Annotated in this window: 21 protein-coding genes; all 21 read right to left on the bottom strand. The window is 42.6% G+C overall.

Annotation, left to right across the window (positions count from 1 at the left end):
- Positions 1-50 precede the first annotated feature (50 nt).
- Positions 51-920 (bottom strand): 4-hydroxy-tetrahydrodipicolinate synthase, encoded by an 870-nt coding sequence (gene dapA / locus FCL54_RS09535; RefSeq protein ID WP_281281361.1) that lies wholly within the window; start codon positions 918-920, stop codon positions 51-53.
- Positions 921-957: 37 nt separating this feature from the next.
- Positions 958-2,217, bottom strand: coding sequence for an aspartate kinase (dapG, locus tag FCL54_RS09530; protein ID WP_138125765.1), 1,260 nt, complete (start codon positions 2,215-2,217; stop codon positions 958-960).
- Positions 2,218-2,236: 19 nt separating this feature from the next.
- Positions 2,237-3,286 carry an aspartate-semialdehyde dehydrogenase gene (gene asd / locus FCL54_RS09525; protein WP_138125763.1) on the bottom strand — a complete coding sequence of 350 codons (1,050 nt, stop codon included), beginning with the start codon at positions 3,284-3,286 and terminating at the stop codon, positions 2,237-2,239.
- Positions 3,287-3,457: 171 nt separating this feature from the next.
- A complete protein-coding gene (dpaB, locus tag FCL54_RS09520; protein WP_138125761.1) occupies positions 3,458-4,051 on the bottom strand; it encodes a dipicolinate synthase subunit B in 594 nt (197 codons plus the stop codon).
- A gap of 4 nt (positions 4,052-4,055) precedes the next feature.
- Positions 4,056-4,952, bottom strand: a complete 897-nt coding sequence (gene dpaA / locus FCL54_RS09515; RefSeq protein ID WP_138125759.1) for a dipicolinic acid synthetase subunit A — start codon at positions 4,950-4,952, stop codon at positions 4,056-4,058.
- Between the two features lie 106 nt (positions 4,953-5,058).
- Complete coding sequence (locus FCL54_RS09510) at positions 5,059-5,304, bottom strand: YlmC/YmxH family sporulation protein (protein ID WP_138125757.1); 246 nt, start codon at positions 5,302-5,304, stop codon at positions 5,059-5,061.
- Positions 5,305-5,475: 171 nt separating this feature from the next.
- The gene (locus FCL54_RS09505) at positions 5,476-6,714 is read right to left on the bottom strand and encodes a M16 family metallopeptidase (protein WP_138125755.1); all 1,239 of its coding nucleotides are present in this window, start codon (positions 6,712-6,714) and stop codon (positions 5,476-5,478) included.
- 69 nt (positions 6,715-6,783) lie between these two features.
- Positions 6,784-7,761 (bottom strand): polysaccharide deacetylase family protein, encoded by a 978-nt coding sequence (locus tag FCL54_RS09500; RefSeq protein WP_138125753.1) that lies wholly within the window; start codon positions 7,759-7,761, stop codon positions 6,784-6,786.
- Between the two features lie 125 nt (positions 7,762-7,886).
- Positions 7,887-9,995: a polyribonucleotide nucleotidyltransferase gene (gene pnp, locus FCL54_RS09495; protein WP_138125751.1), complete on the bottom strand. Its 2,109-nt coding sequence runs from the start codon at positions 9,993-9,995 to the stop codon at positions 7,887-7,889.
- Positions 9,996-10,255: 260 nt separating this feature from the next.
- Positions 10,256-10,525: a 30S ribosomal protein S15 gene (rpsO, locus tag FCL54_RS09490; protein ID WP_138125748.1), complete on the bottom strand. Its 270-nt coding sequence runs from the start codon at positions 10,523-10,525 to the stop codon at positions 10,256-10,258.
- A gap of 296 nt (positions 10,526-10,821) precedes the next feature.
- Complete coding sequence (gene ribF / locus FCL54_RS09485; protein ID WP_138125746.1) at positions 10,822-11,769, bottom strand: bifunctional riboflavin kinase/FAD synthetase; 948 nt, start codon at positions 11,767-11,769, stop codon at positions 10,822-10,824.
- Positions 11,770-11,789: 20 nt separating this feature from the next.
- Positions 11,790-11,924, bottom strand: a complete 135-nt coding sequence (locus FCL54_RS24590) for a hypothetical protein (RefSeq protein WP_281281360.1) — start codon at positions 11,922-11,924, stop codon at positions 11,790-11,792.
- 69 nt (positions 11,925-11,993) lie between these two features.
- A complete protein-coding gene (gene truB, locus FCL54_RS09480) occupies positions 11,994-12,896 on the bottom strand; it encodes a tRNA pseudouridine(55) synthase TruB (protein ID WP_138125744.1) in 903 nt (300 codons plus the stop codon).
- Positions 12,897-12,981: 85 nt separating this feature from the next.
- Positions 12,982-13,341 carry a 30S ribosome-binding factor RbfA gene (gene rbfA / locus FCL54_RS09475; RefSeq protein WP_138125742.1) on the bottom strand — a complete coding sequence of 120 codons (360 nt, stop codon included), beginning with the start codon at positions 13,339-13,341 and terminating at the stop codon, positions 12,982-12,984.
- 71 nt (positions 13,342-13,412) lie between these two features.
- Positions 13,413-13,691: a DUF503 domain-containing protein gene (locus FCL54_RS09470; protein ID WP_138125740.1), complete on the bottom strand. Its 279-nt coding sequence runs from the start codon at positions 13,689-13,691 to the stop codon at positions 13,413-13,415.
- On the bottom strand, positions 13,691-15,820 hold the full coding sequence (infB, locus tag FCL54_RS09465) for a translation initiation factor IF-2 (protein WP_138125738.1): 2,130 nt from the start codon (positions 15,818-15,820) through the stop codon (positions 13,691-13,693). The genes FCL54_RS09470 and infB overlap by 1 nt, the downstream gene beginning before the upstream one ends.
- 15 nt (positions 15,821-15,835) lie before the next feature.
- Positions 15,836-16,144 (bottom strand): YlxQ family RNA-binding protein, encoded by a 309-nt coding sequence (locus FCL54_RS09460; protein WP_138125736.1) that lies wholly within the window; start codon positions 16,142-16,144, stop codon positions 15,836-15,838.
- On the bottom strand, positions 16,141-16,413 hold the full coding sequence (gene rnpM, locus FCL54_RS09455) for an RNase P modulator RnpM (protein WP_281281359.1): 273 nt from the start codon (positions 16,411-16,413) through the stop codon (positions 16,141-16,143). The genes FCL54_RS09460 and rnpM overlap by 4 nt, the downstream gene beginning before the upstream one ends.
- A 38-nt stretch (positions 16,414-16,451) precedes the next feature.
- Positions 16,452-17,570: a transcription termination factor NusA gene (gene nusA / locus FCL54_RS09450; RefSeq protein WP_138125734.1), complete on the bottom strand. Its 1,119-nt coding sequence runs from the start codon at positions 17,568-17,570 to the stop codon at positions 16,452-16,454.
- An 18-nt stretch (positions 17,571-17,588) separates the two neighbouring features.
- The gene (gene rimP / locus FCL54_RS09445; protein WP_281281358.1) at positions 17,589-18,062 is read right to left on the bottom strand and encodes a ribosome maturation factor RimP; all 474 of its coding nucleotides are present in this window, start codon (positions 18,060-18,062) and stop codon (positions 17,589-17,591) included.
- Between the two features lie 205 nt (positions 18,063-18,267).
- Entirely contained in the window at positions 18,268-22,563 is a 4,296-nt protein-coding gene (locus FCL54_RS09440) for a PolC-type DNA polymerase III (RefSeq protein WP_138125730.1), read from the bottom strand.
- Between the last annotated feature and the right edge of the window lie 48 nt (positions 22,564-22,611).

Here is a 22,611-nt window from a genome sequence, read left to right as displayed (position 1 = left end):
TGCGAGCAGCTAAACAAAAAACTGGCAGCTTCAAGCTGCCAGCTAATCTGTTATAGGCTTAATAAAACTTTTGTGAGTTCCTCTCTTTCATCCTTCGAAAGCGGAATCATCGGTAGCCTCACGCTTCCTACGTCCATACCTTTTATTTGTAAAGCAGTCTTTACCGGAGTAGGACTCGGAGCTCTGAACAGTTCTCTCATAACAGGAAGCAATTTCCGATGGATGCCTGCTGCCTTTGAGATATCCCCTGTTTCAAATGCGTCGATCATTTCAGCCATTTCGTTTCCGATCACATGGGCTGCAACCGATATCACTCCGTTCCCTCCTATAGACATCACAGGAAGGGTCATGCCGTCATCCCCGCTGTATAATGTGAAGCTGTCGTCGGTTTTGGAGATGATTTCACTCATTTGATCCAGATCGCCGCTTGCTTCTTTAACGGATACTATGTTTTCGATCTTAGAAAGTTCGATGATGGTTTCAGCAGTCATATTAACAACAGAACGACCCGGGATATTATAAATCATGACCGGAAGTTTTGTTGAGCCTGCTATTGCTTTATAATGCTCATACAAACCCCTTTGGCTCGGTTTATTATAATAAGGGGCCACTATCATAACCGCATCTACGCCTGTTTCTGCTGCCGCTTTTGTGAACTCGATAGAAGCATGGGTATTGTTGCTTCCAGTTCCGGCTATGACCGGGACTCTTCCATCGGAGACCTTTGCAGTATGTTTAAACAAAGCAAGTTTTTCTTCTGACGTCAAAGTCGGCGATTCTCCTGTTGTTCCAGCGACGACCAGGCCGTCTGTTCCGTTATCGATCAAGTAATTAATGAGTTTTGTTGTTCTGTTAAAGTCAATATTTCCTTTACTATCAAAAGGCGTGACCATTGCTGTTAATAATTTTCCAAAGTTCAACCTCGTTCAACTCCTAACGTTCCTTAGTTCCTCATCATCATTCACCAAGAATTTGGGCTTGCTGCTTTTCTTCCATTTCCGATTCAAGGTGAAGGTTGAATGTTTCATGCAAAGCGTTGACAGCACCGACCAGGTCTTCTTGTTTAACCAGTACCCAGATCGTGGTGTGGGAATCCGCTGATTGCAAAATATTTATGTTTTGGGTTGCAAGTGCATCCACAATCTTTGCAGTTACTCCGGGTACTCCTGACATGCCTGCACCAACAGCAGAAACCTTTGCACAATTTCGGATGATCTCCGGTTCATAGCCCATTTCGGTCAACGTTTTATATGCCCTATCAGTCATTTCATCCATGACAGTATAAACAACACCTGTAGGACTAATATTTATAAAGTCAACACTAATATGATTATTGGCCATGGCCTTAAACACTTTTGCCTGCAGGTCATACTGTCCCTTTTTAGCAAACACTTTGATTTGCGTCACATTGCTAACATGTGCTATTCCTGTAATCAACCTGTCGACCACATGCTCTCCGCTCGTTTTCTTCGTAATCGAAGTGACGAGTGTTCCGGGAGATTTCGAATAGGTTGACCGAATGCGGATCGGTATCTTAGCATGCATGGCGATTTCCACGGCACGGGGATGGATTACTTTTGCTCCCTGGTAGGCCATGTTGCATACTTCATTATAGGTAACGACAGATAACGGCCTGGCATTTTCTACAATCCTTGGATCAGCCGTCATAATCCCTTCTACATCCGTAAATATATCGACCCATTCTGCGTTCAGCGCAGCACCAAGGGCAGATGCCGAAGTATCGCTTCCTCCTCTTCCCAGGGTAGTAACATCCCCTGCGTCACTTACTCCCTGAAAGCCGGTGACTACAACGACATCATGTTCTTTCAGTTCGTTAAGAAGCCTGTCGCAGTTCATCTCCACAATCCTTGCATTTCCGTATTCATTTGTCGTCATAAATCCGGCCTGGCCACCGGTAAGTGCAGCTGCTTTAATATCATGGCTAAGCAGCAGGTCGGTAAATACGACAGAGGAAATAACTTCGCCGCAGGAGAGCAAAAGATCAGATTCCCTGTTGGAAATTTTCTTTTGCCTTTCCCCTACTAAACCAAGCAGTGTATCCGTCGCATATGGGTCGCCGCTTCTTCCCATAGCAGAAACCACTGTAACTACTTTAAATCCTTTTTCCAGCGCATCCTTGATATGGCCAACAGCTCTCAAGCGGCCGTTTTCATCACGAAGAGACGTGCCACCGAATTTTTGGACGATGACTTTCATGTTACATACACCTTCTTTTTTATTTCAATAAGTTCAATTTTACAAGACTCTCCGCAATTTGCACGGAATTCCATGCAGCACCTTTTAATAAGTTATCAGAGACTACCCACAAATGGAATCCATTGTCACGGTCAAGGTCCTTTCGTATTCTCCCCACAAATACGTCCCGTTTACCAACAGAATCTGCCGGCATCGGGTATTCCTGTTCAGCAGGATTATCTTTCAATACAATTCCAGGGGATTCAGAAAGCAATTCTTGAATCTCTTTTGCTTTCACTCCCGCTTTGTTTAATTCCACATACACGGACTCAGCGTGTCCTGTTTCAACAGGCAGCCTTACACATGTAGCCGCAACTTGCAGTTGTTCATCATGCAGGATCTTTTTTGTTTCATTGATCATTTTCATTTCTTCGAACGTAAAGCCGTTATCCTGGAAAACATCGATTTGCGGCACAGCGTTAAAAGCGATTTGATAATGCTTTTTATCTCCTTTTACGGGCAGAATTTCCGGAGTGAATTCTTCACCTTCCAGGACAGCTTTTGTTTGTTGTTTCATCTCATCGATCGCATTCGCGCCAGCTCCCGATACTGCCTGGTACGTGGAAACAATAATTTTCTTTAAACCATACTTCTCTTTTAGCGGTTGAAGGGCTACCACCATCTGAATGGTCGAACAGTTTGGATTAGCGATAATCCCGTTGTGTTTTTTTAGATCTTCCTCATTTACTTCCGGCACAACTAAAGGCACTTTCGGGGTCATTCTAAAGGCACTCGTATTGTCTACAACCACTGCTCCCCTGTTTACTGCTTCCGGAGCGAGTTCTTTCGAAACCGAGCCTCCTGCACTGAACAGAGCGATATCCACTCCTTCAAAACTTTCAGGCTTTGCTTCCTGTACAGTGATTTGTTTACCCTTAAACGTTACTTTTCTACCGGCAGATCTTGCAGAAGAAAGCAGTGTCAGTTTGCTAACAGGGAAATCTTGCTCCTCCAGCGTCTTAATCATTTGTTGTCCAACGGCTCCTGTAGCGCCTACTACTGCAACATGATATGTTTTATTTGCTTCCATCTTTATTACCCCTTCCAGCAAAACGTAGCTTAAATGATATCCATTACATTTGCAAATAATCACAATAGAAGGAGAAACTAAGTGTTTCTCCCATAGACGTTCGTGATTTTATTCTTTATTTTATCATAATACTTCTATAAGGAAATAGCATTTTGCTATATTTTAAAGAGCTTAATCTTTATATCTTTCCACTAAAAGGGGCTGTAACTGTTTTCCGGTTAATGCCGCTTCCACTGTTGCTGGAAGGTCTTCCATTCTGGCTACTAGCGAGTTAGGCTTTTTATCAGGGGCATCCTGGCCAAATGGCACGAAGAAAATATTTTTAGTAGAGAGCAGCCTCATTATATTCAATCCGTTTAAACCCAGGCCATCGTTGGTTGAAATTCCCAGTACGACAGGGCTCAAGTTTCTTAAAGTAGCTTTGGCTGCCATTAGGACAGGAGAATCTGTCATCGCGTTGGCAAACTTACTGATCGAATTTCCTGTTAAAGGCGCGACCACCATGCAATCGAGTGGTGTTTTAGGACCAAACGGTTCTGCTTTAACGATTGAGTCCACTACTTCGTTACCAGTAATACTTTCGATCTTAGACAGCCAATCTTTACCGTCCCCAAACCTAGTCGTTGTATTTTTTACCGTATATGTCACAAATGGAGTCACTTTTGCTCCAGATTCCACAAGTTTTTCAATTTGCGGCACCACTTCCTCGTAGGTACAATGAGATCCAGTTATTCCAAAACCAATATGCTTGCCGGTTAAAGTCATGCTGTCACTCTCCTTTCCCGTTCTTTGCATTTTCTAACAGCAATTGTGCTAAAACTTTCGCAATAATTTGCCCCGCCGTCTTTGGAGCGACTATTCCCGGCAAACCTGGAGCCAGCAACGCCTTGATGCCCCGCTTTTCTGCATACCGAAAATCGGTTCCTCCGGGCTTTGAAGCCAAATCGATCACCAGTGTATGAGCCGGCATTTTCGAAATAACCTGTGCTGTAACAATCGGAGCTGGAATAGTATTAATACACACATCCAGAGTAGACACTTTATTCTCAAGCTCAGATAAATAAAAAGGTTTAAGGCCCATTTCAGTTATCCTTGCGAGATGTTCCGGTCTTCTAGCCCCCACGGCGACATTTGCACCTAAAGCATCAAAGGTTCTTGCCACTGACATCCCGACCCTTCCAAGACCCAGTACTGCAACATTAGACTGATGAATTGTAATATCGGTATGCTGAATTACCATCATCACCGTACCTTCTACAGTCGGGATGGAATTATAAATCGCGACGTCATCACGTTCGAATAATTTCACGAGTTTCCGGGAAGTATCATTTGTGATTTGATTTAGATAGTCATTGCTAATCCCTGAAAACACGGTACAATGGGATGGAGTTTGTTGTAAATGTTCTTCTTTCAACACTACTTTTTCATTCGAAAAAATGGTTTCTACTTCGCCATTTAAACTGGTTCCGCTAACTGGAAGAACAAGTGCATCTAACTGGTCAAGCTTTACTTCTTCCAATGAACACTTTGTTGCACCTGTAAATCCATGGTCCAGTTGGTCAAAGCCGATTAGGAATACAGTTGCATCTAATTCGGTTAATTTTCGAATAATTTCTAATTGACGGGCATCTCCACCCACGATTGCTACTTGTTGACCTGTTAACATCGTTTCTCCCCTTTCCTTTTCCTCTACCTATCGGGGATTAATAATTTCATCAACATACTATGAGTAAGATGCCGTGATGGTGAATAGTTATATTTGTTAAAAACGCCTATGGTTTGGTGTATGGATTTTGAATAATAATAATGTCTTTTCCGATTGTTTCGATGTGGTTCCAGGGAATAGAAAATTCTTCGCTTTTTTTGCGTATCCCAAGCCATGACATTTGGGGAATGATCAATGCTTTTAAAGACCCGGTCGTTTCATCAAACAAAAGGTCAGTCTGTCCCAGTACCCCTAACCGTTCTCCCCTGGATATATCTACAATCTCTTTTCCAGATAGCTGGCTTAGCCTCATTTTTATCCTCCTCCAGTTTTTATGTCTATTAACAAGATAAGCTCTCACGTTAGGATTTATGATTCTGTCTGTTTATCTAGCGTGAAATTCCTCTGGTAGATACTTATGGCGCAAACAAAAGGTTTCAAGAACGCAAAAATCCCGCAGCGGATATGCTACGGGATTTCCATCTTATTTCATCGCTGAAGGCAACTCGCCAGAAGGGCTGATCAATGAACAAGAAAAGTCCTGGTCAAAAAGTTTATGGATGATGTTGTTAACATCTTCATGTGTTACGCCTTCAATATTTTCAATAATATCATCGAGTGTACGGTGCTTATTAAGCAATAACTCATTTTTGCCATTTCTGCTCATTCTACTGTTCGTACTCTCAAGGCTCAGCATCAGGTTTCCTTTTAATTGTTCCTTACAATTACTAAGTTCTTTCTCAGAAATACCTTCCTGCTTCAAGCCTGTAAGCGTGTTAGATATGGTTTCATAAAGCTGCTCGAGCTGGCCTGGCGCTGTTCCGCCATATATTGTCAAAAGACCATTATCCTTGAAAGCGGAATGATAGGAAAAGACAGAATATGCAAGGCCTCTTTCTTCACGTACTTCCTGGAATAGTCGACTGCTCATACTTCCTCCAAGTATATTATTCATGACGATCAGACTGTATATGTCTGGTGTTCCAAAAGGAAGTCCTTGATAACCAAGGCAAAGATGGGCTTGTTCTGTTTCCTTTTTTCGGGCGATCTTATCACTTTTAAACACTGGTTTTTCGATATCAGGTTTTTCCTGGCCGGTCTTATAGCCCTCAAAATAACTTTTCACATGCTCGATGAATGCTTCGTCCACATTACCGGCAACTGAAATAACAATATTGTCAGGAGTATAATAGTTTTGCATATATTGACGCAGCATATCTCCATTAAAAGAATCAAGTGTCTCCTGGGTTCCCAGGATCGGATATCCAAGCGGATGGTCCCCATAGCTTGCCTGGCTTAGCAGATCATGCACGATATCATCCGGCGTATCTTCGTACATTTTAATCTCTTCAAGTACAACATTCTTTTCTTTAGCAAGTTCTCCCGCTTCAAATGTTGAATGAAAAAACATGTCTGAGAGGATATCCAGTGCATGTTCTGCATGATCGTCGAGTACCTTAGCATAATAGCAAGTATACTCTTTTGAGGTGAACGCGTTTACCTGGCCTCCGATACTGTCAAATGATTCTGCGATTTCCCTCGCAGACCTTTTTTCGGTTCCTTTAAAAAACATATGCTCTAGAAAATGGGAAATGCCATTCTCTGCTTTCGGTTCAAATCTTGACCCTGTACCAATCCATATGCCAATTGCTACAGACCGTACTGTAGGGATATTTTCTAATACTATCCGTAAGCCGTTTGAACATGTATATCGCTTAATCAAATACTTTTCCTCCTAGCAGAAAGTCCTTTTTCGTCTCAAACTTCACTATATCACTTCTTTTTAAGAGACTCAATCAAATGACTTTTGAACCTCTTTCACGTTTATTCGTTTTTCGCTTAGTAGTTGTGATACAGGTCCGATTGCATACCCCCGCTCCTTCACACCTTTGATCATAGTCTCGAGCCCGGCGAGTGATGATTTTGTTGGATGCATCAACAAGAGCGCGCCGGGATGCATTTTGCTGAGCACTCTCTGGCTCATATCTGCAGGCGGTGGGTTTTTCCAATCTACTGTATCGACAGACCAGAGAATCGTCTTCATGCCCAGTTCATCTGCGACCTTTATCGTTTGTGTATTAAAGCTGCCGCTCGGAGGAGCAAAAAGTGCGGGTGTCTTATTAATCGTTGCTTTTATAACCGCGTTAGTATCACTTAACTCCTTTCTTGTTCGTTCTGACGACATCACCTTTAGATCAGGATGTGAGTATGCATGGTTCCCAATTTCATGACCCTGTTCTACGATCATTTTTACTAGATCAGGATTTTTCTTTACCCATGAACCGTCAAGGAAGAAGGTTGTAACGATGTTGTATTTCTTAAATATTTTCAGCATATCTGGCAAATATTCATTTCCCCATGCCACGTTTACCATAAAGGACACCATAGGTTTTTCGGGATTGCCTTTATATATTGGAACTGGCGGCAGGTCTTCGAGGCTCACTTTAGGGGAGACCTCTCTAAAAACAAGCTTTTTTTGATCAAAGCTTCCCTTTTTCATTTTTTTATAGGAACTCTCTTCATCTACGATAAGACCGTTGTATCCAGGGATACCTTTCCACACCTCATCCACTCTTGCATCGATAGCCGGCTTGTCAAGCTCTTGCTTCGCTTTTACAATTTGGTCGTACACAGCACTTTGTTTTACGACAGGAACTGCTGTTGCTTCTATAGCCGCCAGGTAATTATCCGTATACGGGTTTTGTAAGGACCCGGCCGTTAATCCGAGTATAAAAAGAAACGCAATGAATTGCATGGCGTATTTGTTCATTGCCCCCATCCTCCCTTTGTACAAAAATTATGAAGCGATTGGGACAACTAGAACAAAAACAATTCTTTCTCTTATTAAAGAAAGGGAAAACAGCAAAAAGCAGGCGCGATGCCTGCTTCTAATCATCAGTCTTCTTTTTTATTTTCTTCTTGCTCTTTTAAAACTGCTTTTCTTGAAAGGTTGATCCTGCCCTGTTTATCGATCTCTTTTACTTTAACGAGTATTTCATCCCCGATCGATACGACATCTTCCACTTTGTTAATTCTTTCAGGTGCCATTTCAGAAATGTGGACAAGCCCTTCCTTCCCCTGGAACAATTCTACAAATGCCCCAAATTTTTCGATGCGCTTAACTTTTCCGTTATAGATCTGTCCGGCCTCAACTTCGCGAACAATATCTTCGATGATCTTTTTGGCTTTCTGGTTCATTCCTTCATCAGTAGAAGAAATAAAGACGGAGCCATCCTGCTCGATATCGATTTTCACGCCAGTATCTTCAATGATCTTATTGATCACTTTTCCGCTTGGCCCGATCACATCGCGAATTTTATCAGGATTAATTTTCATCGTTAAAATCTTAGGAGCGTATTCAGACAGCTCTTTGCGCGGTTCATCTATCGCCTGCATCATGTTATCAAGAATAACTAAACGGCCATTTCTAGCCTGCTCAAGTGCTTCTCTCAAAATCTCTTCGTTAATACCGGAAATTTTAATATCCATTTGAAGGGCTGTTACGCCTTCCTTCGTTCCGGCAACTTTAAAATCCATGTCTCCTAACGCGTCTTCCATACCCTGTATATCGGTCAACACCGTAACGTTTTCTCCGTCACTCACGAGACCCATCGCGATTCCAGCTACAGGAGACTTTATCGGTACACCCGCATCCATCATCGCAAGGGTACTCGCACAAATACTCGCCTGGGACGTTGAACCGTTTGATTCTAGCACCTCGGAAACAAGGCGGATGGTATATGGAAAATCTTTTTCAGAAGGGATTATCGGCTCAAGTGCCCTTTCACCGAGTGCTCCATGTCCGATCTCACGGCGGCCAGGCCCTCTCATCGGTCCTGTTTCACCAACACTAAAGGATGGGAAGTTATAATGGTGCATAAATCGTTTTGATTCTTCGATACCCAGCCCGTCCAGGATTTGAACATCACCAAGCGCACCAAGCGTACAGATGCTCAACGCCTGTGTTTGTCCTCTTGTAAACAACCCGGAACCGTGTGTTCTAGGCAATAAGCCGACCTCAGAAGATAGTGGCCTGATTTCGTCTGTTTGCCTTCCGTCCGGCCGTACATTTTCCTCTACAATTAAACGGCGGACTTCTTCCTTAATGAACTTTTGTACGATTGTTTTCACATCACCAGTATCTATATCTTCTTGTTCTTCATAAAACTCAACTGCTTTTTTCGTTACTTCATCCAGTGCATCCTGTCGGGCATGCTTTTCTTCGACCTGTACGGCTGCTTTGATCTCATTGAAGAAATTGTCTCTAACCGCTGCAGCAAGGTCTTCATCTACCTGCTTAAGCTCAATGTTTCTCTTTTCTTTTCCTACCCGGGCAACAATTTCTTCCTGGAAGCCTATCAAACGCTTGATTTCTTCATGGCCGAACATAATTGCCTCAAGCATCGTTTGTTCAGGAACTTCATCGGCCCCGGCTTCAACCATGTTGATCGCATCTTTCGTACCGGCAACAGTCAAATAGATATCGCTTTGCTCCAGTTGCTCTACACTGGGATTGACGACAAATTCACCGTCAATACGGCCGACAATCACACCCGCAATAGGACCATCAAACGGGATATCGCTAACGCATAACGCCAGTGAAGAACCGAACATTGCAGCCATTTCTGATGAACAGTCCTGATCAACACTCATTACAGTGCTGACTACTTGTACTTCATTTCGGAAACCGTCTGCAAAAAGCGGTCTGATCGGCCGGTCAATAAGCCGGCTGGCAAGTATCGCTTTTTCACTCGGGCGGCCTTCTCTTTTAATAAAGCCTCCAGGAATTTTCCCAACTGCATATAAACGTTCCTCATAGTTGACTGTTAAAGGAAAGAAAGGTAAATCTTTCGGTTCTTTAGAAGCCGTTGCGGTGGATAGTACCGCGGTATCACCATAACGAATCAGAGCAGCACCGCTCGCTTGCTTTGCAAGCTGGCCAATTTCAATTGTAAGCGGACGCCCTGCCCAATCCATTGAAAAAACTTGTTTTTCTTGTTCCATTACTGTAAGTACTCCTCTCGTCCAAGAAATCATTTCTTCTATTATACCCTAACCTGATAAAATCTAAAAAAGATAGGCGATTCCAGCTATGTATGTTCTTCCTTTTCAGTTAAATTCCTTTTATCGGTATATACCGGGTTATTAATAAAGTTATTCTCAAGGCGATTTTTTATTTATTATCTTATCTACCAAAAAAGCATAAAGATTCGAATTATTTTATGCTAACAAAAAAGCGGGAAAAATCCCGCTTTCTTTGTTTATTATCGACGTAAACCAAGCTTTTTAATAAGCTCGCGGTAACGTGTAACATCTTTGTTACGCAAGTATGTTAAAAGGTTACGACGCTTACCAACCATTTTCAATAGACCACGACGTGAGTGATGGTCTTTTTTGTGAGTGCGTAAATGGTCGTTCAAGTTATTGATTTCTTCTGTTAGGACAGCGATTTGAACTTCTGGAGATCCAGTGTCATTATCATGTACCTTATACTCATTAATCAATTCTTGCTTACGATCTTGAGTGATTGCCATCCTTTTCACCTCCTTAATTTGTAACCCCGATTACCACGCAAACGTCGGTGAATCGATTTGCCCAGTAATGGTTGTTTGTACATGTAATAGATTACAGGTTTTTGTTCTGAAATGCAAGAGGAATCCATAATCTATCTGTTTGCAGAATTTTCGGGAATGCAGTTTTGTGATCCCCCTGCGACACAAACGGAACAGATCGTAGACGGTCCGGCCACAAGCTGGTACCAAATCTTTTTCAAATGGAGAAATGATGTAACGCTTCGTGGGCCCTTTTGAAAGAAAAAATCACTTACAGATTAACTTTTTAGGCTGAAGTATTCTTTTGTGTTTTCGGCGTCTTTTTTGATCTGTGCTTTTAGTTCATCTAAGGAAGAGAATTTTCGTTCTCCTCTGAGTCGTTTGCAGAGTTTTACTGCAACCTGTTCATTGTAGATCGATTGGGAAAAGTTGAACAGGTGCACCTCCATCGTTGGTTCGTCTGGCCGGGATTCGTTAAATGTAGGCTTATAACCAATATTGCAAACACCTTCATGCCAATCAGAACCCAACTTCATTTTAACGGCATAAACGCCTGTTTTAGGAATAAGGTATGGGTCTTCGAATGCAAGGTTAGCTGTTGGAAAACCGATGGTTCTTCCGCGCTGATCCCCTTTCACTACCGTTCCTTTCACCTCATAAAACCTTCCAAGATACTCTGGAATCTGTTCGACTGCCCCTTCGTTAATTAAGCTTCTTATTAAGGTAGAGCTAACTTTTTCGTTATGATTCGCTACCTTATCGACAACTGTATACTCGAACTGGTTTCTTGAATGAAACACTAGCGTCTCCATCGTCCCACTGCCTTTTCGCCCGTATGTAAAATCAAAGCCTGCAACTGCATGCTTAACAGATAGTCCGATAATATAATCATCCACAAACTCCTGTGGGGTTAAATTAGCAATGGTTTTATCAAAAGTAACGATAAACAGCTTATCGATTCCAAGCTTTTCGATCTGCTTGATCTTTTCATCAAGAGGGGTAATGTATTTCACATGCGGATTCGATCTTCCGAGCACAACGGAGGGGTGCGGATGAAAGGTCATTACCGCAGATGTATACCCTTTCCTTTCAGCAATCTCTTTTGCAGTCAAAATCACTTTTTGGTGCCCTAGATGGATGCCGTCGAAATAGCCAAGCGCCATTGCCTTGTCCTCTGTTTCTACTCTAGCAAGGTCATGAGGATGCTTTAAATAAACCGTCTTCAAAGGAAGTCACCTTCTTACTTTCATTTCTTTAGGCTGTTTTCAATAAGAATGTTGAATTGCACAAGAGCGATTAACTGCGATGCAATTCCAGCATTGATTTCCGCTCCGGGCAGTTGCTTTCCGTAGCGACCAGCCGGTTGCAATGTCCAGTTCATCTCAAGTGTAAAACTTATAAAACAACAAAATATGCGATAAAAGCCTTTATAGATCTTCTGGCTACTTATTTAAAAAACTTTTACCGGCTTCATTAATTCTGGTTTGTTCGGGTGCCGCTGGTAAATAGCGATAACCTTTCCTGCTTCATCTTTAATCGTGAATCGATCGTTTAGTACACCTTCCGGAAATGGCAAAACCGCACCATTTTTTATTTTAGGAATGATATCTTTATCGACCATATAGGGTTCAAAATGGCCCAGTGCTTTTTCAATAGGATACAAAAAGGAATCACCTATTTCTATCTTCTTCGTAATCTCTTCAAATGTCAAACAATCTTCTTCTTCAAATGGACCTGAAGCAGTTCTTCTAAGATAGGACATGTGAGCCGGATAACCCAGCTTCCTGCCGATATCTACTGCGAGTGTCCTCACATATGTACCTTTGCTGCATTTAACATATATTGAAAAAGAAGCCGTTTCTCCATTATGTTCTACACCGTCAATCAGCTCGATCTCATGGATCGTCACCTGTCTTTCTGGCCGATCAATAACCTTTCCTTCAAAAGCATATTCGTAAAGCCGTTTGCCATTGACCTTCACCGCAGAATACATCGGAGGAATCTGGGTAATCTTACCTTTAAACTCTGAAAGCACTTCCTTTATTTCTGTTATTGAAGGAGCGGTATGCACGGTTTTCCGTTCTACTGTTTCTCCACTGGCGTCCTCTGTGTATGTTGCAGTACCAAGGGTAACTTCCGCAATATAAGTTTTAGGATAATCTGACATGTATTGGGCTACTTTTGTAGCTTTACCGATACAGATGGGAAGCACTCCTGTGACGTCCGGGTCCAGGGTCCCTGTATGCCCTACCTTTTTTGTTTTTAATAACTTTCTAATTTTATATACACAGTCATGGGATGTCATGCCCGCTGGTTTGAACAATGGAAGTATGCCGTTAGTCTGTAAAGCCATAATAATATTCCCTCCTGCCCTTTTAAACACGTTTATAACAAAGAGAAAGGATAGACAAGGCTTGTTGTCTATCCTCTCGTTCTCCTTATTCAGGGCTGTCTGTGTCACGGTTTAGGTCAGAGATAAGTCTTTCGATACGGTTTCCATACTCAATCGACTCATCAAATTCAAATACGATCTCTGGTGTTTTCCGGAGCCTGATTCTTTTGCCGATTTCTGAACGGATAAAGCCGGTAGCTTTTGCTAAACCATTCAACGTATCCTCTTTTTTCTCTTCATCGCCTAAAACCGTAATATAAACAGTGGCCTGTTGAAGGTCGTTAGTCACCTCAACGCCAGTTACAGTAACAAATCCAACTCTTGGATCTTTTATTTTTCGGCTTATGATATCGCCAAGTTCTTTTTTCATCTGTTCACCGACGCGATTAGCTCGAACATTACTCATATTAAGCACCTCACTTCTCTACGCTGTTCCCTTAGAGAATGCATTCCATCAGCCGATTAAGAACCGTTATTTTACAGCCATTCATAGACTGTGTTAGCAAGCTCTATTTCCGGTCTGGATTCGATCATACCGATTGCCCTTTGCAGCTCTTTTTCTGCGCCTGTTCTGTTTGTTGACAGGCTAACAATACCGATCTCGGTTCTTTGCCAGACATCATGATGGTCGAGTTCCGCAACCGAGACGTTGTATTGCTGCTTGATCCTTGTAATAACCGACTTTAAAACTGACCGTTTTTCTTTTAAAGAATGTGCATCATAAATAATACACTCACAACGGACAAAACCGATCATTAACGTTTAACTTCTTCCATTACGAATGCTTCGATTACATCTCCTTCTTTAATATCATTAAAGTTTTTAAGTGTAATACCGCACTCATAGCCTTTTGCTACTTCTTTCGCATCATCTTTGTAACGTTTAAGGGTGTCGACTTCTCCTTCAAGAACAACGATACCTTCACGAATCAGGCGAACACCGGAATCTCTCGTGATTTTTCCGTCAGTAACCATGCAGCCAGCAATGGTTCCTACTTTAGAAACTTTAAATGTTTCACGAACTTCTGCCTGCCCGATTACTTTTTCTTCAAATTCAGGATCCAGCATCCCTTTCATCGCAGCTTCGATTTCTTCGATCGCATTGTAAATAACACGGTGTAAACGGATATCAACTTTTTCAGCCTCAGCAGTCTTCTTCGTGTTAGCGTCAGGGCGTACATTGAATCCGATGATGATCGCATTGGAAGCAGAAGCCAGAATAACATCTGATTCCGTGATGGCGCCTACGCCAGTATGGATGATGTTTACATTCACGCCTTCTACATCGATCTTTCTTAGGGAACCTGCAAGTGCCTCGACAGATCCCTGAACATCAGCTTTGACTATGATGTTTATATCTTTAATATCCCCTTGTTTAATTTTATCAAACAAGTCATCAAGACTTACTTTGGAAGTCTCTTTACGCTGTGCTTCAAGCTCTTGCTGTGCACGCGCTTCACCAACCTGGCGGGCAGATTTTTCATCTCCGAGGACAATAAATTGGTCCCCAGCCTGTGGAACATCGTTCAAGCCTGTGATTTCTACCGGAGTAGACGGAGAAGCAGTTTTCACTCTTCTGCCAAGATCGTTAACCATCGCACGCACTCTTCCGAATGTGTTTCCGACAACTATCGGATCGCCGACTTTCAATGTGCCGCTTTGAACAAGCAATGTTGCTACAGCGCCACGGCCTTTATCAAGCTGTGCTTCAATAACGGTTCCGTTAGCAAGCTTGTTAGGGTTTGCTTTTAGTTCTTCTATCTCTGACACAAGAACGATCATCTCAAGAAGATCATCGATTCCTTCACCTTTGATAGCAGAAAGCTTAACAAAGATTGTATCTCCGCCCCAATCTTCCGGAATCAACTCATACTCAGTCAGTTCCTGCATCACACGGTCAGGGTTAGCGCCTTCTTTGTCGATTTTATTAACTGCCACGATAATCGGCACGCCAGCTGCTTTCGCATGGTTGATCGCCTCAACCGTTTGTGGCATTACACCATCATCAGCAGCTACTACAAGGATAGTGATATCTGTTACTTTCGCACCTCTAGCACGCATCGTTGTAAAAGCAGCGTGTCCAGGTGTATCGAGAAAAGTGATCTTTTTGCCGTTTTCTTCAACCTGGTACGCACCGATGTGCTGTGTAATTCCACCAGCTTCACCTTCGGTTACTTTCGTGTTGCGGATGCTATCGAGCAGTGTTGTTTTACCATGGTCAACGTGTCCCATGATTGTGACGACAGCTGGACGCTCAACAAGCTCCTCTGGGCTATCCTCCACTTTATAACCTTCCAGGTCAGTCACATCAAAGACTTTTTCTTCCTCGACCTCAACACTATAGTCACTTGCGATCAATTCGATCGTGTCATGGTCAAGATCCTGGTTAATTGTTGCCATCGTGCCAAGCTGCATTAACTTCTTTATAATCTCAGAAGATTCTTTGTTTAGCTTTTTAGCAATTTCTCCTACAGTCAAAGAACCGGAATAGGTAATTTTTTCAGGTGTAGCTTTCGAATTCTGGTTTTGCGGTTGGAACTTGCCTCCGCCTTTATGGTTTCCTTTTGAATGATGGTTGTTGTTCCCTTTGGCCTTTTTACCAGGTTTGCGGTCATCCTTAGAATCTCTAAACTTGGTTTTCTTTTTTGTGTTGTCTGCCTGTTTACCATTTTCATACTTTTCATTAACAGAAGCACTGCTCTTTGATTGGTTCTGAGATGCTTTCGCATTTCCCGTTTCAGAGCCTGTCAGTTTCTTCATAGTATCGTCATCAATTACCGACATATGGTTTGAAACTGAAACGTTCATTTTCTTTAACTTGTCGATTACTTCTTTGCTTGTTGTGTTATGCTCTTTTGCATACTCGTAAATACGCATTTTACTCATACGTTCACCCCCGAATTATTGACCAAGAATCGCAATTAATTTGTTTGCAAATCCTTCATCTAGAACCGCTGCTGTCACTCGGTGTTCTTTTCCGATGGCATGCCCAAGGCTTGCCCTGTTGTCTACAAATACTACTGGCACTTTGTAATAATGTGCTTTATCCGTTATTTTCTTTTTGGTATTTTCCGATGCATCTCCTGCAAGAAGTACAAGTCTAGCTTTCTTTCTCCGGATTTCTCTTACCACAAGTTCTTCTCCGGAAATAATTTTTCCTGCTCGCTGTGCCAGACCTAAGATGGATTCCCAATTACTCTGTTTTTTCATCGTTCTATGGATTTCCGCCCTTTTTCAAGAATGTCATACATTTCATCATCGACCTTTGCCTTTAACTGGCTTGACAGGGCGTTTTTCTTTTTAGCTTGGCGAAAACATTCTTCATTATTACAGAGATAAGCGCCCCGGCCAGATTTTTTTCCTGTCGGATCTACCGAAATTTCTCCCTCAGGAGAACGGACAACACGGATTAAGTCTTTCTTTTGCTTTTGCTCCTGACAGGCAATGCATTTTCGCATCGGAATTTTTCTGTTTTTCACTCTGGACACCTCTCCCGCCAATAGTTCCTGTTACTTTCTTATTCCAGGTTATCTGTGTTTTCTTTTAATTCATTTTGTTCGCTTTCATTCAAACCAGTTTCATCAGAATTATAAATTCCTGATTCTTCTGCTTCGGATTGGCTTTTAATATCAATTTTCCAGCCTGTTAGCTTTGCAGCGAGCCTCGCGTTCTGGCCTCTTTTACCGATCGCAAGGGAAAGCTGATAGTCAGGCACAATCACCTGAGTCATTTTTTGTTCTTCATCAACATTTACTTTTAAAACTTTAGAAGGGCTAAGTGCGTTCGCCACATATTCCACGATATCTTCTGACCAGCGGACAATGTCTATCTTTTCGCCTTTCAGCTCGTTCACAATCGCCTGTACGCGTTGCCCCTTTTGCCCAACGCAAGAACCTACCGGGTCAACTTCCGGGTTTTCTGCGTGCACAGCAATTTTAGACCTGTCTCCCGCTTCCCTGGCGATAGATTTTATTTCAACTGTTCCATCATAGATTTCAGGAACCTCAAGTTCGAATAAACGCTTTAATAATCCAGGATGAGTTCTTGAAACCACTACCTGAGGACCTTTGGTCGTCTTTTCAACTTTTGTGACATACACTTTGATACGATCGTGAGGATGGTAAGTCTCGTTAGGCATTTGCTCACTTGCAGGAAGCAATGCTTCAACTCTTCCAAGATCAACATAAATAAAGCGATGATCCTGGCGCTGGACAATACCGGTCATTATATCATCTTCTCTATCGATAAACTCACTGAAGATGATTCCTCTTTCTGCTTCTCGTACGCGTTGCGTAACTACTTGCTTAGCAGTTTGAGCTGCTATTCTTCCAAAGTTTCTTGGCGTTACTTCGATCTCCACAACATCTTCTACATCAAACTGCGGGTTAATCGTTTTTGCTTCTTCAACAGAAATATGCAAGCGAGGATCTTCTACTTCTTCTACAACATCCTTTCTTGCAAACACTCGAATTTCACCTGTGTCCTGATTAAAGTCAATCCGGACGTTCTGTGCTTGATGGAAGTTACGCTTATATGCGGAGATAAGCGCGGCTTCTATGGCTTCGACTAAAATGTCCTTGCTTATCCCTTTTTCCTTTTCCAATACCGTCAGAGCATCTAAAAGATCGCTGTTCATCATTTCTCTCCCCTTTTATTAAAAAACAACAGCAAGCCTGGCACTTGCTACTTTTTCATATGGTATTTCAATTCTCTGTTTTTTCGTTTTTACCTTCCTCTCAATGGCAACGGTTTCCCCGTCAAATGAAAGAAGTTCTCCCTCAAACACTTTTTCGCCATCGATCTTCTCATAGGTAGTGATATGGACATTTTTTCCTACCGCACTGTTAAAATCGCTTTCTTTTTTTAATGGGCGTTCTGCTCCTGGAGAAGAGACTTCTAAAAAGTACGCCTGTTCAATCGGATCCTTTTTATCCAGCTTCTCACTCAGTTTCTCACTTACTTTGCCGCATTCTTCAATATCGACTCCTGTCGGCGAGTCAATATAAACGCGGAGAAACCAATTTGCCCCTTCCTGTGTAAACTCTATATCCACTAGCTCCAGCTTCATATCCTCTAAGATTGGTTTTACTAATTCTTCTGTAGTGTTAATAACATCTGTTTTTGCCACTGTGTTGCCTCCTTTCAGCTGCATTCCAAAGGTCCGATTTCAATGCTGAAAACGAAAGAGTGGGCTTCACCCACTCTTCGGTCTACACTCTTATTCAGTAGTATTTCCACAAATACTATATCATAACCGTATGTCCAATTCAACTGAATACACTGCTATGACAGTTATCCTACGATCAAATGAAAGCTAATTTGCTTCCAGAATCCTAAAACAAAGACAGTTGATTAGCATCAGGAAGCCCTTCGAGACATCCGTGGTCATCAAGGTATTCCAGCACAGTTTTCGATATCTTGCTTCGCTGCTGAAGGTCTTCTTTTGATAAGAACTCCCCTTCTTCTCTCGCTTTAACGATATTCAATGCAGCGTTCGTTCCGACCCCAGGCAAGGAGTTGAACGGAGGTATCAAAGAATCTCCATCCACGACAAATTCCGAAGCAGTTGAGCGGTACAAGTCAACCTTTTGCATCGATAGTCCCCTCTCGCTCATCTCAAGAGCTATTTCAAGTACTGTCAGCAGGTTCTTCTCTTTCGGCGATGCATCGAGTCCTTTGTCATTGATCTCTTCAATCCTGGAACGGATCGCATTTGAGCCTTTTACCATCGTGTCGATATCAAAGTCATCCGCGCGGACGGTAAAGTAAGCAGCGTAAAACAGAATCGGGTGATGTACTTTAAAGTAAGCGATCCGTACTGCCATTAGTACATATGCTGCAGCGTGGGCTTTCGGGAACATGTATTTGATCTTCAAGCAAGAATCGATATACCAGTCCGGAACATCGTGCTTCTTCATTTCTTCTACCCATTCATCCTGCAGCCCTTTGCCTTTACGCACGAACTCCATGATTTTAAATGCTAATGAAGGCTCTAGCCCTTTATAGATCAAGTAGACCATAATATCATCACGGCATCCGATCACATCACTAAGTGTACATGTGCCGCTCTGGATAAGCTCCTGTGCATTTCCCAGCCACACATCTGTCCCGTGAGAAAGGCCTGAAATCTGGACAAGTTCTGAGAATGTGCTCGGTTTCGTATCCTCTAACATCTGCCTTACAAACCGTGTACCGAATTCAGGAATCCCGTAAGTTCCAGTCTTACACATGATTTGATCCTGCTCCACACCGAGTGACTCTGTACCGCTGAACAGTTTCATCACTTCAGGATCGTCGGTAGGGATCGTTTTTGGATCGATTCCGCTCAAGTCCTGAAGCATGCGGATCACGGTCGGATCATCGTGCCCGAGTATATCGAGCTTCAGCAGGTTATCATGGATCGAATGGAAATCAAAGTGGGTCGTTTTCCATGCAGATGTTTTGTCATCAGCAGGATATTGAATCGGTGAAAAGTCAAAGATATCCATATAATCCGGTACCACGATAATTCCGCCAGGATGCTGGCCAGATGTTCTTTTGACACCTGTACATCCTGATACAAGCCTGTCTATTTCTGCTCCGCGGTAATGAAGATCGTAATCTGACATATAGCCTTTTACATAGCCGTAAGCTGTTTTTTCAGCGACTGTGCCTATTGTACCGGCACGGTAAACATTGTCTTCCCCAAAAAGCTCTTTTGTATAATTATGGGCCCTCGGCTGGTACTCCCCAGAGAAGTTCAAGTCAATATCGGGAACTTTGTCCCCTTTAAATCCAAGGAATGTTTCAAACGGTATATCATGGCCGTCTTTTATATATTCCGTTCCACATTCCGGACAGTTTTCATCAGGAAGGTCGAATCCAGAGCCGACACTTCCATCATCAAAGAAATGCGAATGCTTACAGTTCGGGCAAACGTAATGCGGCGGCAGAGGGTTTACCTCTGTGATTTCGGTCATCGTAGCAACGAACGACGAACCAACAGAACCCCGCGAGCCTACTAGATAGCCATCTATCAAAGATTTTTTCACTAGTTTATGAGAGATAAGGTAGATAACGGCGAATCCATGGCCGATAATACTTTTCAGCTCTTTTTCCAATCGATCTTCCACCAGCTTAGGAAGTTCTTCTCCGTAAATGCTCCTGGCCATCGAATAGCTCATTTCCCTTATTTCTTCATCCGCTCCTTCAATACGTGGAGTATACAGATCATCCTTGACCGGCTTAACATCCTCAATGAGCGAAGCGATATGCTGGGTGTTTTTCACGACGACATCTTTTGCCTTTTCTTCACCTAGAAAGCTGAACGCGGAAAGCATATCATCTGTTGTCCTGAAGTGGACTTCCGGCTGTGTTATTCGATTCAGCGGATTTCCCGCCTGGCTCTTAATTAAAATTTTTCGGTAAATGTGATCTTCCGGGTTCAAATAATGGACATTACCTGTAGCGGCTACTGGCTTGTCAAGCTTCTCGCCAAGCTTCACGATCTTTGAAAGAATATCTCTTAGCGCCATTTCGTCCTCAACAAGTTCTCTTTCAATAAGGTGATAATAGTTGGAAGGCGGCTGAATCTCCAGATAGTCATAGAACTTGGCAATCTCTTCGACTTCTTCAGGAGATTTTTGCATCATGCCTTCGAATACTTCTCCTTTGTCACACCCGGAGCCTATCAAAACTCCTTCACGGTGCTTTTCAAGCTTCGATCTCGGGATTCTTGCTGTTCGATAGAAATAATCGATATGGGATAATGAAACGAGTTTATAAAGGTTCTTTAATCCAGTCTCATTTTTAGCAAGAAGAATACAATGAGACGGCCTTGTCCTCTGGAATCCGCCCTGACCCATATTGTCATTCAACTGATTATGGTTCACAATTTCCTGTTCAAAGGCTTCCTTTAGCAAAGCCCACAATAAATAGCCAGTTGCTTCCGCATCATAAATCGCCCTATGGTGCTGAGTAAGCTCGATATTATACTTTTTACACAGTGTATTCAAACGGTGGTTTCTCATCTCGGGATGGAGAAAACGGGCGAGTTCCAGTGTGTCGATCACCGGGTTCTTTGCTTCTCCGATCCCGATATTTCTAAAGCCTACGTTCAAAAAGCCCATATCGAAGCTGGCATTGTGGGCTACTAATATATCATTTCCGATAAACTCGTGAAAATCTTTTAAAACGTCTTCGATCTCAGGTGCATTTTCCACCATGTCATCCGTGATTCCTGTCAACTCAATCGTTGTAGCAGATAACGGCTGATGCGGATTAGCGAAACGCTCGAACCGGTCAATGATCTCACCATTATGGACTTTTACTGCCGCAAGCTCGATTATCTTATTGTAGACGGCCGATAGCCCGGTTGTTTCCACGTCAAAAACAATGTAAGTATCATCTTCTAGCTTTCGATCTGCTTCGTTGTATGCAATCGGAACTCCATCGTCAACAAGGTCTGCCTCTAGCCCGTAAAGAATTTTAATATCGTTTTTCTTTCCAGCTGCAAAAGCTTCCGGGAAAGATTGTGCCACATTATGGTCTGTAATTGCTATTGCTTCGTGGCCCCATTTTTTTGCTTGTGAGACCAGGCTGGAAACGGATGATACAGCATCCATCTGGCTCATCGGAGTGTGAAGGTGCAGTTCTACCCGTTTTTCTCCTTCAGGCGCTTTGTCTTCACGAAACTTCGGAGGAATTTCATTCACATCGTTTGCAATCATCACAAGATCACGTACGAATGTATCATTTTGGATTCCGCCTCTCACTTTCACCCACAGGCCTTTTTTGACGGCTTCAAGAATCGGAACGTCTTCTTTATCCCTTGAAAACATTTTTATAAGAATAGAATCTGTATAATCTGTAATCTTAAACGTCAATAGCGTACGTCCGCTTCGGAGTTCCCTTGTTTCAGCATCAAACACATATCCCTGCAGGGTTACACGGCGTTCTTCATCCTGTATCGTTTCGATCGCGACGGGATCATCCTTGATTTTATATCCGATAACTAACGTATCCGGCACCTTCGCTTTGTCGCCGCCTTTATCAGCTTTTTGTTTCTCCATTAGTGCCTGCATGACCTTCGTCTGGTCTTCCTGTTGTTTTTGTTCCATAAACTTCTGGTAATCCTGTTCAGATTCTTTTACCTCTACTTCAAGAAAGAGTTTTGGAAATCCACAGGATTCATAGATCGCTGCGATTGGATCGGCAAGCTTTCTTTTCGCGATGGTAGCTTCCGTTTGATTGCGAACAGATATTATCAGCTTATTCCCATTCATTCTAGGTTCCTGGTTTTTAAGCACCTCTGTCATGGAGACCGAATGGTCGCTTAGTTTTTCTACACAATGACTCCAGTATTCTTTAACCCTGTCCTCTACAGCATCCCCGCTGCCTGAAATTGAAAAATCGACTTTAGCAATGTGGCTGAGCCCATTAACAAGGTGGCTTGTAAAAAGCTGGAACACTTCGAAGGGCAAAATGGAGGGAACCGAAATACGGAAATGCCATTTTCTTGTCTCTTTAAATATTGTCAACTTTTCAATCTTGCTTTCTTGAAAATATGTTTTTCCTAATGCTTCAGGAAACGCTATCTGTTGGAGAAGAAGCTGCATTCGTTCTTTTCGAATCTGTTCTTCTTGTTCCATTGTATATCCCCCTCTATTCAGAACAATCCGGGTCAAAACCACGAAAGG

It is taken from the genome of Exobacillus caeni, assembly GCF_005747095.1.
In the GTDB taxonomy this organism is placed as follows: Bacteria; Bacillota; Bacilli; order Bacillales; family Guptibacillaceae; genus Exobacillus; species Exobacillus caeni.
The sequence above is the reverse complement of the archived record's forward strand: the minus strand, read 5'-3'. Positions and strand labels throughout refer to the sequence as shown.